A 13,768-nucleotide genomic window follows, 5' to 3' on the forward strand; every position below is an offset into this window, starting at 1 on the left:
TTTATCATTGACCTGCGTACAGACGCTGATAGGTCTGGTAGCAGGCGGTGATCTTGTTGACGTAGTGGTGCATCTGGTTATAGGGAAAGCCCTGCAGGGTCTCCCCGTCTGCGGAGTGTTCCTCCATTTGCAGCAGCTGATCCACCGTGCCCCAGCCGCTGTGGTAAGCCGCTGCCGCCGTGGATACATCCCCTTTGTAGCGCACCATGCAAAGGTGCAGGTAATAGCACCCAAAGCGAATGGCGGTGTCGGGGCTGTAGAGGTCGGCAAAGGTCAGCGGCTCCTCCGGGGCGATCTTGCTGCGCATCCAGAGAAAGGTCTCCTCGGTCATCTGCATCAGACCGCGGGCGTCCACGCTGGAAGTAGCCTGCGGGTCAAAGCCGCTTTCGGTGCGGATAAAGGCGTAGACTAAAAGCGGATCCAGCTCGTAGGCGGCTGCCCATTTTTCCACCAGCTGCTCGTACTTGCGGGGGTACAAAAGCCGCTCTGCCCGGTTGCACAGGGGCGGCACGGCACACACCGTAAGCACCACTGCCAAGCACAAAGCGACCAGTCTCCGCACCATCCGGCGGCGGCGCTGCTGTTTGCGGCGATGCAGTTTTTCCCGCGCGGCGCGGCGCTCCCGGGCGGCGATAGGGTCGTAGACTTTTTCATAATTTTGTTCGTTCAAAGCGCTGCCGTCACGCCCCCTTCTGCCTGCAGCCGCTCACACAGGCGGGCGGCTGCGGCTTGCAGCGCCTCCAGCCCGGCGTCGTTGTGCAGGGTGTAGTCCGCCTGTGCGGTCAGGGTCTGTTCCGGGGTCTGGGCGTTCAGTCGGCGGGCAGCCATCTCCGGCGAGATGCCGTCCCGCGCCACGATGCGCGCCACGCTGATTTCAAAGGGTGCAGTGACCACGCACAGGCGGTCGCACTCGGCCTGCGCCGCCGTGCCCACGATGACCGCCCCGTCCAGCACAAAAAGGGACGCTCCGGCGGCCTGTGCCGCCTGCTTTGCCGCGCGGATGCGTGCCACGATGGCGGGGTGGGTCAGGCTGTCCAGCGCGGCCTTGCCCTCCGGGGTGGCAAAGGCACGGTCAGCCAGCAGGCGGCGATCCAGCGTACCGTCCGGGCGGAGGATCTCCCCGCCGAACCGTGCCGCAAGCTGCGGCAGCAGCGGCGAGCCGGGCAGCAAGATCTCCCGGCTGAGCTGGTCGGCGTCTGCCAGCGGCACGCCGTGGGCGGCAAATACCGCCGTAACCGTGGACTTGCCGCAGCCGCTGCGCCCCGTGATGCCTAAAGTTATCATAGGTCGATCACCCGGAAGGCGGCGGCGCGGATCAGGCGGTTGTACACCGCCATGGACAGGCCATCCTTTTGCGGGCAACGGGCGTAGACCACGCCATCGCCCTGCTCATCCAACGCCCGCAGGGAGCGGAAGATGTGCTTTGCCTGATCGGCACCGTCCCCCTCGCGGCCGTATTCCACGCAGGGCACATCCAGCTTTGCGCTTTCGCCGGTAAAGCACAGGCAGCTGGGGTTCTCGTTTTTATGGGCGTCCACATAGGCCTTGAACTGCTCAAAGGTGCCGTTGAGCAGGGTCACATCGGCCTTGGGGGCGTAGTGCTTATACTTCATGCCCGGGCTGCGCACCACGGCGCCCTCCGGCAGCTTTTCCAGAATGGCCTTGGACACCTCTACCTCTTCGCCGAGGGCGCGTTCCAAGTCCTCCAGCGTGATATGGCCGGGGCGGAACAGGGTGGGTTTCTCCCCCACCACCGACACCACGGTGCTCTCCACACCCACATCGCACTCGCCGCCGTCCAAGATCAGCGGCAGGCGGCCGTCCATATCGGTGAACACGTCCTGCGCGTTGGTGGGGCTGGGCTTACCGGAAAGGTTGGCGCTGGGGGCGGCAAAGGCGCAGCCGCTCTGCTGGATGACTGCCCGCGCCACCGGGTGGCTGGGCATACGGATGCCCACGGTATCCAGCCCGGCGCAGCATTCATCTGCCACCTCCGACCCGCGCGGCATGATGATGGTCAGCGGTCCGGGGCAGAAAGCTGCCATCAGCAGCTGGGCACGCTCCGGCACCTCGCTGACAAGACCCGGCAGCATCTCCGGCCCTGTGACGTGGACGATGAGGGGGTTATCCTGCGGGCGTCCCTTGGCTACAAAGATATCGCGCACCGCCGCGCCGTTGCGGGCATCGGCGGCAATGCCGTAGACCGTCTCGGTGGGCAGGGCTACAAGCTGTCCCTGCCGCAGCAGCTGCGCGGCTTCGGCGACTCCTGCTTCATCGGCAGGCAAAACTCTGGTTTTGATTTTCATACGAATCATCGTTCTTTCTATCTGTAAAGTATAGTTGCTTGTCAGACTTTTCTATCGTTTTACGGTCATTCTGCATCTGCTGAACCGGCGCTTATCCACCCAGCTTTTGCAGCTTTTCGGTCTGCTCGCGGGTGGCAAGGGCGTCGATCACCTCGTCCAGATTACCGTCCATGATCTTTTCCAGATTGTGGACGGTCAGGCCGATGCGGTGGTCGGTGCAGCGATCCTGCGGGAAGTTGTAGGTGCGGATCTTCTCGCTGCGGTCGCCGGTGCCCACCTGCCCCTGACGCTGGGCGTTGATGGCGTCCTGCTGCTCCTTCTGCTTTTGCGCAAGCAACCGGCTGCGCAGGATCTCCAATGCTTTATCCTTGTTCTGGAACTGGCTGCGCTCGTTCTGGCACTCCACCACCGTACCTGTGGGGATATGGGTCACGCGGATGGCACTGGAGGTCTTGTTGATGTGCTGACCGCCCGCACCGGAGGAGCGGAAGGTATCGATGCGCAGGTCCTTTATATCCAGCGCAAAGTCCACCTCCTCTGCCTGCGGCATTACCGCCACGGTGGCGGTTGAGGTGTGGATGCGGCCTTGGGTCTCGGTCTCCGGCACACGCTGTACCCGGTGCACCCCGCTCTCGTACTTGAGGCGGTTATACGCACCTGCGCCGTCCACCGAGACGATGGCTTCCTTTACGCCGCCAAGCTCCGTCTCGTTCAGGTTGAGCACTTCCAGCGTCCAGCCGCGGTTCTGGGCGTACATGGTGTACATCCGCAGCAGACTGTGGGCAAACAGGGCGGCTTCCTCGCCGCCGGCACCGCCGCGGATCTCCATGATGACGTTTTTGCCATCGTTCACGTCCTTGGGCAACAGCAAAATTTTGAGATTATTTTCCAGCTTTGCCACATCTTGACTTTTTTCGCTGATTTCCTGCTGTATCATCTGCTTGAAGTCCGGGTCAAGTGTTCCGGACTCCTCCAGCAGAGCTTTGGCCTGCGCCAGATGATCCAGCGCGGTCTGCCAGTCCCGGTAAGCCTCCACCACCGGCTCGGTGTCGTGGTACTCCCGCATCAGCTTGCGGAACAGTGCCGGGTCGGCGGCGGTATCGGGCTGGTTCAGCCGCATGGAAAGCTCCTCAAAGCGGCGGCAGACCGCATCCATCCGGGAAGAAATATCTTGCATCCTTGCAGTTCTCCTTACAAATTCGTTCCGGTTCGGGTGCGTTGGCTGCGCTACTGCGCGCTGCCGGGCTTTATCACCTTTTTGATGTTCTTTTCAATTTTGGCGCGGGGCAGCATGACCTCGCGTCCGCAGCCGGTGCAGCGGATCTTAAAATCCATGCCCACCCGCAGCACCTCGAAGCTGGATGCCCCGCAGGGGTGCTTTTTGCGGGTGAGGATGGTATCGCCCACAGCGATGTCCATATTTATCCGACCTCTCCCTTCTTTTCTGCCGCGCAGACGCCCGGCAGAGCCAGTGTGTGCCGCCGCCCGCATAGCGGGTGCTGCGCATACAGATATAGTATAATGCAAAGCCGCACAAAATGCAAATATCTGCGCACACTGCTGCATATCGTTGTAGCATCGCACAGAGACCCGAAAACTATATAGAAAGAGGAATGAAACATGATGCAAGCTTATCGTACCGAAAACAGTTACCGTTCTGCCGCCCGCCTGTCCCCTGCCGAACTGCGGGCTGCCATGGCCAGCGGCGAGATTTTGCAGGCCACCGCCCTTGCCTTTGATACCCGGCGGCAGCTGCGGTTTGAGTTAGGCGGCGTAAAGGCGGTAATGCCCTTTGCCCAGTGCGCAGACGGTGCCGAGACCGGCACTGTGCGGGATATTGCGGTGCTGACCCGGGTGGGACGCCCCACCTGCTTTGTCATCGAGGGGCTGGAAACGGACGAGGACGGTGCGCCCTGCTACCGGCTATCCCGCGCCAAGGCGCAGCAGCTGTGCAAGGCAGAGTATCTGGACACTCTCTCGCCCGGGGACATCCTGCCCTGCACAGTGACCCACATCGAGCCGTTCGGCGCGTTTTGTGACGTAGGCTGCGGCATCAGCGCCCTGCTGCCCATCGACTGTATGTCGGTAAGCCGCATCTCCTCCCCTGCCGACCGGGTAAGCGTAGGGCAGCAGATCTTGTGCGCCATCAAAAACCGGGACGCACAGGGGCGCTTTGTGCTGACCATCCGGGAGCTGCTGGGCACATGGGCGGAGAATGCCGCCCGGTTCACCGTAGGCGAAACGGTGGTGGGCATCGTGCGCAGCGTGGAGGAATACGGCACCTTTGTAGAGATCGCGCCGAACCTTGCCGGCCTTGCGGAAAGCTGCACCGGTCTTGCTCCCGGGCAGGCGGTAAGCGTCTACATCAAAAACATTTTGCCGGAGAAGATGAAGATCAAGCTGGTCATCGTGAACCACGCCCTGAGCCAGTCCCACCGGTTTGAGCTGCGGTACTTTGTCACCGAGGGGCATCTGGACCGGTGGGTGTACTCCACACCGGAATGTCCCAAGCGCATTGAGACAGATTTTGCCGTTGCGGCTTGCAATCCGGGCTGAAAGCCTTTATACTAATAGAAAGAGTTTTTGTCTGCCCGCTGCCCGCCCTTTCCGCAGCGGCGCAGGCCTTTGATACCATGTGAAAGCGCAAGGGGGATGTAAGGAACGATGAGCGCCAATGATGCTTTTACCGCCGGTGTCCGTCCCGGCGGCCTGACCAGCAGCACCGAGATCCGGCTGCTGCTGTGTTATCTGGTGAAAAACGCCGGTCCCATTACCCGGCAGGAGATTGAGAACGCCCTGATGGAGGAAGCCCTTGTCAACTATTTTGAGATTGGCTCCTGTCTGGACGATATCACAAAGCAGGAGCTGGTCACCCTGACCGGCGACAGCTATGCCATTACTGACAAGGGCCGCAAGGTGGCGCAGGAGCTGGCCTACGATCTGCCCCGCACCGTGCGGGAGCGGGCGGTGGCCGCCGTGCTGCGCTGCCAGACATGGGCCCGCAAGGAGGCCAAATACAGCGCCCGCATCACCGAAAAGGCAGACGGTCACTGCACCGTGCGCTGCACCGTAAAGGGGCTGGACAGCGAACTGTTCTGCCTGGAACTGGGCGCGCCCGACCGGCTGAGCGCCGAACTGGTGAAAAAGCAGTTCATCCTGAAGGGCAACGAGATCTATCAGCTGCTGATCAACAAGCTGACCGAGGAAGAAAAATAAAGCAGAACGATCCCCGCCCGCCGCAAGCAGAACTTACGGCGGGCGGGGATTTTTTCAGATACACCCTAGATCAGGATACAGATCAGCCCGGTGCAGCCCTCGTTGATGACCCGTTCCAGCGTTTCCTGCAGGCGGGTGCGGGCTTCCTGCGGGATGTGCAGCAGCTTGTTCTGTAGCCCGTCGTTCACCAGCTCGTGCAGGCTTTTGCCAAAGATGTTGGACTCCCACAGCTGCACCGGGTCGTCCGCAAAGTCGGCCAGCAGGCTCTGCACCAAGTCCTCGCTCTGCTTCTCGGTGCCCACGATGGGGCTGAGCTCCGTGTGGATGGTGGCTTTCATCATCTGGATAGAGGGCGCACAGGCTTGCAGCCGGACGCCGCAGCGCCCGTCCTGATGCACGATCTCCGGTGGTTCCAGATGCAGCTCGTCGATGGAGGGCATCACGATGCCGTAGCCGGTGGCTTCCACCTGCTCCAAGGCACTGCGCACCTTCTCGTAGGCGCGCTTTGCCCGGGCAAGTTCCATGATGCAGGGCATCAGCCCGGCTTCATCCCCGATGTCCAGCCCGGTCTGCTCACTGAGCACCTGATAAAAGATCTCCGGCTTCAGCTCCACGCTCACCCGCACACTGCCGGCGGCAAGGTCTGCCCCTGCCACCGCCGAGCGCTGCACAGCCTCGCATTCCAGCGCAGGAGCGTCCGTTCCGGCGGGCAGATCCTTCATGCGGGACACCCGCTCTGCCAGCTGCATGGCGGCTGCGTATACCTGCGTTTGCAGCCAGTGCCCGGATTCCAGCATGGTCACCCAGCGGGGCAGAGCAAAATCCAGCTCCTGCACAGGGAACTCGTACAGCACCCGCCGCAGGATCTCCCCCAGCATGGCGGCGTCCAAGTCCACACAGCTCACCGGCAGCACGGTGCGGCGGTAGTCCCGCGCCATGCCCTCAGCCAGCTGCCGGGTCTCCGGCGCGTCCGGGTGGGTGCTGTTGAGCAGGATGATATAGGGCTTGCCCAGCGCTTCCAGTTCGGTGATGACCCTCCTTTCCGCTTCTGCGTAGCCCGCCCGGGGGATGTCGCTGACCGAACCGTCGGTGGTGACCACTACCCCGATGGTGGAGTGCTCACAGATCACCTTGCGGGTGCCGGTCTCTGCGGCAAGGTCAAAGGGCACCTCCTGCTCGAACCACGGGCTTTTGACCATGCGGGGCTTTGCGTCCTCCTCGTGCCCCATGGCACCCTCCACCATGTAGCCCACGCAGTCGATCAGCCGCACCCGGCACGCCCCGCCGCCCTCCAGCTGCAGGGGCACGGCGGTCTCCGGGATGAATTTTGGCTCAGTGGTCATGATGGTGCGCCCCGCTGCCGACTGCGGCAGCTCGTCCCGGGCACGCTCCCGGGCAGCGGCAGAGCCGGACATTGCGGGCAGCACCAGCTGCTCCATGAACCGCTTGATAAAGGTGGATTTGCCGCTGCGCACCGGGCCCACCACACCGATGTAGATATCCCCGCCGGTGCGTGCGCCGATCTCGCGACAGATGCTGTTCTGTTCCTGTTTCTCCAAGGTCCTTCTCCCCTTCCTGTTGCGCTGCGCACCGCGCCCGTAGGGGTGGGTGTGCTCGTTGTATCGTATGAAAAGGGAGCGCTTATTATGCCGGAACGATCTTAAATGCCCTCCGCTTTGCTCTGGGCATAAGGGCAGCATCCTCGCCCTCTCCGTCACCTACGGTGACACCTCTCCCAAAGGGAGAGGCCTTGGCAAAGAGATGAACTTTGCGTGGACTGCCAAGGGCTCCCACTTTGGGGGAGCTGGCAAATCCGAAGGATTTGACTGAGAGGGCGAGCCAGCCAAAATTATAGTATCTATAAAAAAGAGCTGCCGTGCAAAACACAGCAGCTCTCGGAAAGGTTTTATAAAATCACGGGGTCAGGCGGTTGGGGCCACGGAACAGGAACTCGGCGTCCTTGATGCTCAGGCCGCACAGCAGCATGGTCAGGCGGTCGATGCCCAGACCGAAGCCGCCGTGGGGCGGGCAGCCGTACTGGAAGAACTCCAGATAGAACTTGACATCCTCGGCCAGACCCTTCTCCTCGGCCTGCTTCTTCAGCACTTCATAGCGGTGCTCACGCTGGGCACCGGTGGTGATCTCCACGCCGCGCCAGATCAGGTCGTAGCCCTGCGGCACACCGTTCTCATCACGCATATGGTAGAAAGCACGCTTCTCGGCAGAGTAATCAGTGATGAACAGGAACTCGTGGCCGTAGTGCTTCTTGACCCAGTCGTAGCTCAGACGCTCGGCTTCAGTGGTCAGGTCGCCCTTCTCGCTCTCGTCCACAGTATAGCCGAACTCTTCCTCCAGAGCCTTGTACAGGTCTGCCAGCTTGACCACCGGGAACGGGGTGGTGGGCACGATGACTTCCTGCCCGAACAGCTCCTTGATCTGCTCGCCGTAGTTATCTTTAACGGCCTGCAGACCGGCGGTCAGCAGCTCCTCTTCCATCTTCATCACGTCCTTGAAGGAGGTGATGTAGCTGAACTCCAGATCGAAGCCGGAGAACTCGGTAGCGTGCTTGTTGGTATAGCTCTTCTCGGCGCGGAACACGGGACCGGTCTCGAAGATACGCTCAAAACCGGCAGCCATAGCCATCTGCTTGTAGAACTGAGGGCTCTGTGCCAGATAGGCGTTGCGGTCGAAGTAGTCCACCTTGAACACCTCAGAGCCGCTCTCGCTGGCAGCAGCGATCAGCTTGGGGGTGTGGATCTCGATGAAGTTGCGGTCCAGCAGGAACTTGCGCATGGCGTTGACAAAGCAGCTCTGTGCCTTGAACATCAGCTGGTTCTCGTCGGTGCGCAGGTCGATCCAGCGGTAGTCGATGCGCTGGTCGATGCTGGAGCGCTCCACAGCCTTCTTTTTCTTGGTGGCTGCGATCTCCTTGCGGACGATGGGCAGTGCATCGGCGGTGCTCTCCACCTCAATGCTCTCGGGGATCATCTCCACGCCGCCCATCTTGACGTAATCGTTCTCCATCACCTTGCCGGTAACGGTGATGACAGAGTCCGGGGTGAGCTGGTCGATGATATCCACCAGTTCGGGGTGGTCGGCCTTTTCCACCGTGATCTGCAGCTTGCCGGTAATATCCTTCAGCACGATAAATGCCATATACTTGCTGTTGCGCAGGTTCTCGATAAAGCCCTGCACCTTCACCGTGCCGCCGATGGCCTTTTGAGCCTCATTGATATAGGTGCGTTCCATATACAGGAATCCTCCTTTAACGTCTTGTGTACTGTTTTATTATACGCTTTTCAGGGGATAAATCAAGAGATATCCTGATTTCAGTCTGCCCCTGCCGCGCATACCGCAAAAAGGGCCGCTGCACAAAACACTGTGCAGCAGCCTTTCTGCCAAATCTGTAAAAGAGCGGGCGCTTATGCGTCCTGCAGCTCGCCGCGGCTGGCGGCCTTGAGGTAGGCGAAGATGAACTCATCGATATCGCCATCCATCACGGCATCCACGTTGCCGGTCTCGTAATTGGTGCGGTGATCTTTGACCATGGTGTAGGGCATGAACACATAGCTGCGGATCTGGTGACCCCATGCGATCTCGTTCTGCACGCCCTTGATGTCGTCGATCTTATCCATGTGCTGCTGCTTGGCGATCTGGTAGAGCTTTGCCTTCAGCATTTCCATGGCGTAGTCGCGGTTCTGGAACTGGCTGCGCTGGGTCTGGCAGCTGACCACGACGCCGGTGGGCTTGTGGATCAGACGGACAGCAGAAGAGGTCTTATTGATGTGCTGGCCGCCGGCACCGGAGGAGCGGTACACCTGCATCTCGATATCCTCGGGGCGGATGTCCACCTGAATGGTATTGTCCAGCTCCGGCATGACTTCCAGAGAAGCAAAGCTGGTCTGGCGGCGGGCATTGGCGTCAAAGGGAGAGACACGCACCAGACGGTGCACGCCGTTCTCGCTCTTGAGCAGGCCGTAGGCGTTGGCGCCCTTGACCATCATAGAAGCGCTCTTCAGGCCGGCTTCGTCGCCGTCCTGATAGTCCAGCACCTCCACGGTCATGCCGTGTGCCTGTGCCCACTTATTATACATACGGTACAGCATCTCGGCCCAGTCCTGTGCTTCGGTGCCGCCGGTGCCTGCGTGGAAGGTAAGGATGGCATTGCTGTGGTCGTACTCGCCGTTCAGCATGGTCATCAGCTGCAGCTCCTCCACAGCCTTGCCCACAGTATTCACAGCCTCCTCGGCTTCAGGGATCATGGCGGGGTCGTACTCCTCGTCCAGCATTTCCAGCATGGTCTCGGCGTCGTCGTACAGACCCTGCAGCTTTTCAAAGCGGTTCAGCTTACCCTTCAGGTCGCCGACCTCGTCAAACACCTTTTTGCTCAGCTCTGCATCATCATAAAAGCCGGGGCGGGACATGGTGTGCTCCAGCTCCTGCACGCGCTTGCGGCTTGCTTCAATGGCCAGTGCTTCTTCCAGGTCCTTAACGGCCTTGGCGTGCTCGGCCAGCTGCACCTTCAGTTCATCAGTCGTGATCATTCTCTAAGTTCCTCTCGTTCAAGGGTTTCCGTCATAGCAGATAATGTCCCGGCGGCGTGCATTTTCAGCCCCGCCAAAAGACACAGTTTATACACAGATACTTCATTAGTATACCGAGAATCTGTGATAAAGTAAAGAGGAAAAATACTATCTTGCCGGATTTTTAAAGATTTTCACCTTTTCTTTTCATTCCCGGGGGAGTATAATACCAGTATGATCGATTTCACAGGAGGATATCATGCCGAAATATTATGGCTGTCCCTGTGAGGGCTGCGGCAAGCCGCTGACCCTTCAGGACGACATCGTGGTCTGCCCGGACTGCGGTGCACCCTACCACCGCACCTGTTACGAAAAAATGGGTCTGTGCATCCACGCCCCTGCCCATGGCGCAGGCTACGAGTGGAAGTTCCCTTATCAGGATGCCCAGCTGCGCACCTGCCCCGCCTGTGGGGAGCGTACCCTGCGCAGCGAGAGCGTCTGCCGCTGCTGCGGCGCTGCCCTGCCCCCCGAGAGCGCAGAGCAGCCCAACGACCGCGCTGCCGCCAGCGCCGAGCAGAACCGGGATTTTGATTACAGCGGGATGTACCGGGACGAAATGTACCGCAGCTTTACCGAAAAAGTCATCGACCCGGTGCACCGCAACGTGCGCGCGGCCTTTGGCAAGGACGAGCTGATCGATGGTGTCCCTTATCAGGACTGGGTGGATTATATCGGCACGGCTGCACCGGTCTATCTGAATGATTACAGCCAGATGCAGCTGCGCCATTCCAAGATCTCCATGAGCTTTTCGGCGCTGCTGTTCGGCCCGTTCTACTTTTTCTACCGCAAGGCGTGGAAGCCCGCTTTCGGCTTTCTGGCCGCAGAGCTGCTGCTGTTCGTCCCTACTTTGATCAGTATGATGCAGACCACCGGCAGCCCGCTGACCGCCGGCATCAGTGCTTCCGCACTGGTGGCGCTGAGCCGCATCATGTCTTTCCTCAGCTTTGCACTGATGCTGGTGCGGGGGCTGTACGGCAAATGGTTCTACCGCCGCAGCGCTGCGGCACGCATCCGCCGCATCCGTGCCGAGTTCCCGGATCCGGAGCAGCGCCGCGCTGTGCTGAACGCACAGGGCGGTGTCAGCATTGCAGCCTGCATTGGCGCGTTCATCCTGCTGATGATCGTAGGCAGCCTTTGCTCCATGCTGCTGGGGCCGGACCTGAACGCACTGGTAGGCACCTTTATCTGACCATGGTTCACGCAGGATGGGGATCCTGCTGAAAAGCGCGGTTCGCCGTGCATAAAATGAGAATATGGGAGAATCATTATGAAAAAAGTCACCAAGGCCGTTATTCCGGCTGCGGGTCTTGGCACCCGTGTGCTGCCCGCTACCAAGGCAATGCCCAAGGGAATGCTGCCCCTCGTAGACAAGCCCGCCATTCAGTATCTGGTGGAGGAGGCCGTCCGCTCCGGCATTACCGATATCCTGATCATTCTGGGCCGCAACCAGAGCATTATTGAGGATCACTTTGACCGCAGCCCCGAGCTGGAGGAAAAGCTGGCTAAGCCCGGCAAGGAAAAAATGCTGGAGGAGTGTCTGGGCATTGCAAATATGGCCAACATTCTGTTCGTGCGCCAGAAGGAGACGCTGGGTCTGGGTCACGCAGTCAACACCGCCAAAGCCTTTACCGGCGATGATCCCTTTGTGGTCATCTACGGCGACGACGTGATCTGGGGCGAGGATCCGGTCTGCGCCCAGCTGATCCGCGCCTACGAGGAGTTCGGCCGCCCGGCTGCCGGCGTATCCGCTGTGCCTTGGGAGGACGTGAGCCGCTATTGTAGCTTAAAGACCACTCCCCTCCACGACAACTACTTCTTTGTGGATGATATGATCGAGAAGCCCAAGAAGGGGCAGGAGTTCAGCAACTATTCCATTCTGGGCCGCGTGCTGCTGACCCCGGAGATCTACGAGATCCTTGCCCACACCAAGCCCGGTGCCGGCGGCGAGATTCAGCTGACCGATGCTATGGCAGAGTATGCCCGCACCCGCGGCGGCATGACCGCTGTGGAGTTTACCGGCAAGCACTACGATATGGGCAACAAGCTCAAGGTTGTGGAGGCTCAGGTGGAGCTGGCACTGCAGCATCCCGAGATCGGCGAGGAGTTCCGCGCCTACCTGAAGGAGTTCTGCAAAACGCTGTAAATATGCTGCGCAAATAATAAAAACGGGGCTGCTGCACGAAACCATGTGCAGCAGCCCCGTTTTTGCATATACTCAGATGAAAAAGGGGTTCAGAAACGCCCGCAGACGTTTCTGAACCCCAAATACAAATCTGATTTATTTTGCCTGACTGGGATGCGGCACGGGCGGGCGCTTGGTGAACATGGCCTTGAGTGCCAGCGGGGTGGCCACGCTGGACACCACGATCAGCAGGATCACAGCGGTGAAGTAGACCGGGTCTACCACGCCGATAGCCAGGCCCTTCTGTGCCACGATCAGTGCCACCTCGCCGCGGGTCATCATACCAACGCCAACCTTCAGGGAATCGTCCCAGTTGAAGCGGCAGATCTTTGCAGCCAGACCGCAGCCGATGATCTTGGTGATCAGTGCCACCACCACGAAGCAGACGCAGAACAGTAAGATCTCCGGAGTCAGGCCGCTGATATCGGTCTTGAGACCGATGGACGCAAAGAAGATCGGCGCAAAGATAACGTAGTTGCTGATATCCACCCGGCGCTCCACATAGGGTGCGTCATCCATGGTGCACAGCACGATGCCTGCAATGTAAGCACCGGTGATATCGGCGATGCCGAAGTATTCCTCTGCAATGTAGGCCATAGCAAAGCAGAACGCCATACTCACGATGGTAATGCGCTGGGTGTGGGGATTGCGCTGATCCAGCCACTTCATGGCGTAGTGCACCACAAGGCCAACGCCCAGTGCGGTGGCAAAGAACAGCAGGGTGTTGAACAGCACCTTGCCCAGACCCGTACCGGTACCGCTGCTGGCACCCAGCACGCAGGTGAGCACCACGATGCCGATGACATCATCAATGACAGCGGCGCTGACGATGGTGGTGCCCAGAAAGCTCTTCAGGTGTCCAAGCTCCTGCAGGGTAGCCACCGTGATGGACACGCTGGTGGCGGTCATGATAGTGCCGATGAACAGCGCACGGTAGAACTCCGGGCTGCCCACTGCGGCAAAGCCGTAGAACGCACCATATAATAAGGTGCCGCCCACCAAAGGCACAGCCACACCAACGGTGGCGATCAGGGTGGCGATGGGGCCTGCCTTGATCAGCTCTTTCAGGTTGGTGCCGAGGCCGGTGGTGAACATGAGCATCACAACGCCGATCTCTGCAAAGATGGAGATGGAGTCGCTGGTCTGCACCAGGTTCAGCAAACAGGGGCCGATGAGCAGGCCGGCGATGATCTCACCCACCACCTGCGGAGCCTTGCACTTACGCGCCACCAGTCCGAAGAATTTCGCGCTCAGGATTATGATCGCCAGATCTCGAAACAACGAATACATGGATTATCCTCCTTTAATTTTTCCCACTTCCCTGCCACTGCCGGAGCCCCGGCCCTGCCATAATACAGGAAAGCGTATACATTATAGTCCTTTTTACCAAAAAATGCAAAACATTTTTTATCGCGCTTTTTGTCAAAAAAGCTTGACAGAAGCGAAGAAGCTTGCTATAATAAATTGCTGTCTGAACAGAC

At 59.7% G+C, this 13,768-nt stretch carries 13 protein-coding genes; 4 read left to right on the forward strand and 9 right to left on the reverse strand.

Annotated elements, in window-relative coordinates; genetic code table 11:
* Nucleotides 1-4: 4 nt before the first annotated feature.
* From C4N24_RS01775 to C4N24_RS01795, 5 genes are all read right to left on the reverse strand, one after another.
* Entirely contained in the window at nucleotides 5-670 is a 666-nt protein-coding gene (locus C4N24_RS01775) for a lytic transglycosylase domain-containing protein (protein WP_112090077.1), read from the reverse strand.
* The gene (gene coaE, locus C4N24_RS01780) at nucleotides 667-1,284 is read right to left on the reverse strand and encodes a dephospho-CoA kinase (RefSeq protein ID WP_112090078.1); all 618 of its coding nucleotides are present in this window, start codon (nucleotides 1,282-1,284) and stop codon (nucleotides 667-669) included. The genes C4N24_RS01775 and coaE overlap by 4 nt, the downstream gene beginning before the upstream one ends.
* Nucleotides 1,281-2,306, reverse strand: coding sequence for an L-threonylcarbamoyladenylate synthase (locus C4N24_RS01785; RefSeq protein ID WP_112090079.1), 1,026 nt, complete (start codon nucleotides 2,304-2,306; stop codon nucleotides 1,281-1,283). The genes coaE and C4N24_RS01785 overlap by 4 nt, the downstream gene beginning before the upstream one ends.
* A 91-nt stretch (nucleotides 2,307-2,397) precedes the next feature.
* Complete coding sequence (prfA, locus tag C4N24_RS01790) at nucleotides 2,398-3,483, reverse strand: peptide chain release factor 1 (protein ID WP_112090080.1); 1,086 nt, start codon at nucleotides 3,481-3,483, stop codon at nucleotides 2,398-2,400.
* A 50-nt stretch (nucleotides 3,484-3,533) separates the two neighbouring features.
* The gene (locus C4N24_RS01795) at nucleotides 3,534-3,725 is read right to left on the reverse strand and encodes a DUF951 domain-containing protein (protein ID WP_112090081.1); all 192 of its coding nucleotides are present in this window, start codon (nucleotides 3,723-3,725) and stop codon (nucleotides 3,534-3,536) included.
* Nucleotides 3,726-3,926: 201 nt separating this feature from the next.
* Here C4N24_RS01795 and C4N24_RS01800 point away from each other — a divergent pair, with 201 nt between their 5' ends.
* Together C4N24_RS01800 and C4N24_RS01805 are read left to right on the forward strand one after the other, a co-directional pair.
* A complete protein-coding gene (locus tag C4N24_RS01800) occupies nucleotides 3,927-4,862 on the forward strand; it encodes a S1 RNA-binding domain-containing protein (RefSeq protein WP_112090082.1) in 936 nt (311 codons plus the stop codon).
* A 108-nt stretch (nucleotides 4,863-4,970) separates the two neighbouring features.
* Entirely contained in the window at nucleotides 4,971-5,522 is a 552-nt protein-coding gene (locus C4N24_RS01805) for a DUF4364 family protein (RefSeq protein ID WP_112090083.1), read from the forward strand.
* 65 nt (nucleotides 5,523-5,587) lie between these two features.
* Here the strand turns inward: C4N24_RS01805 and spoIVA are convergent, their stop codons facing one another.
* The 3 genes from spoIVA to prfB form a co-directional block, all read right to left on the reverse strand.
* The gene (spoIVA, locus tag C4N24_RS01810) at nucleotides 5,588-7,081 is read right to left on the reverse strand and encodes a stage IV sporulation protein A (RefSeq protein WP_112090084.1); all 1,494 of its coding nucleotides are present in this window, start codon (nucleotides 7,079-7,081) and stop codon (nucleotides 5,588-5,590) included.
* A 355-nt stretch (nucleotides 7,082-7,436) separates the two neighbouring features.
* Nucleotides 7,437-8,771, reverse strand: a complete 1,335-nt coding sequence (gene aspS / locus C4N24_RS01820) for an aspartate--tRNA(Asn) ligase (protein ID WP_112090085.1) — start codon at nucleotides 8,769-8,771, stop codon at nucleotides 7,437-7,439.
* Between the two features lie 173 nt (nucleotides 8,772-8,944).
* Nucleotides 8,945-10,066, reverse strand: a complete 1,122-nt coding sequence (gene prfB / locus C4N24_RS01825) for a peptide chain release factor 2 (RefSeq protein WP_112090086.1) — start codon at nucleotides 10,064-10,066, stop codon at nucleotides 8,945-8,947.
* A gap of 238 nt (nucleotides 10,067-10,304) precedes the next feature.
* Between prfB and C4N24_RS01830 the strand changes: the two genes are divergently transcribed.
* Both C4N24_RS01830 and C4N24_RS01835 read left to right on the forward strand, forming a co-directional pair.
* A complete protein-coding gene (locus C4N24_RS01830; protein ID WP_112090087.1) occupies nucleotides 10,305-11,294 on the forward strand; it encodes an RING finger protein in 990 nt (329 codons plus the stop codon).
* 78 nt (nucleotides 11,295-11,372) lie between these two features.
* A complete protein-coding gene (locus tag C4N24_RS01835; protein WP_112090088.1) occupies nucleotides 11,373-12,248 on the forward strand; it encodes a UTP--glucose-1-phosphate uridylyltransferase in 876 nt (291 codons plus the stop codon).
* 135 nt (nucleotides 12,249-12,383) lie between these two features.
* Here the strand turns inward: C4N24_RS01835 and C4N24_RS01840 are convergent, their stop codons facing one another.
* Nucleotides 12,384-13,577 (reverse strand): cation:proton antiporter, encoded by a 1,194-nt coding sequence (locus C4N24_RS01840; RefSeq protein WP_112090089.1) that lies wholly within the window; start codon nucleotides 13,575-13,577, stop codon nucleotides 12,384-12,386.
* Nucleotides 13,578-13,768 lie beyond the last annotated feature (191 nt).

Source organism: Faecalibacterium prausnitzii (assembly GCF_003287405.1).
In the GTDB taxonomy this organism is placed as follows: domain Bacteria; phylum Bacillota; class Clostridia; order Oscillospirales; family Ruminococcaceae; genus Faecalibacterium; species Faecalibacterium intestinale.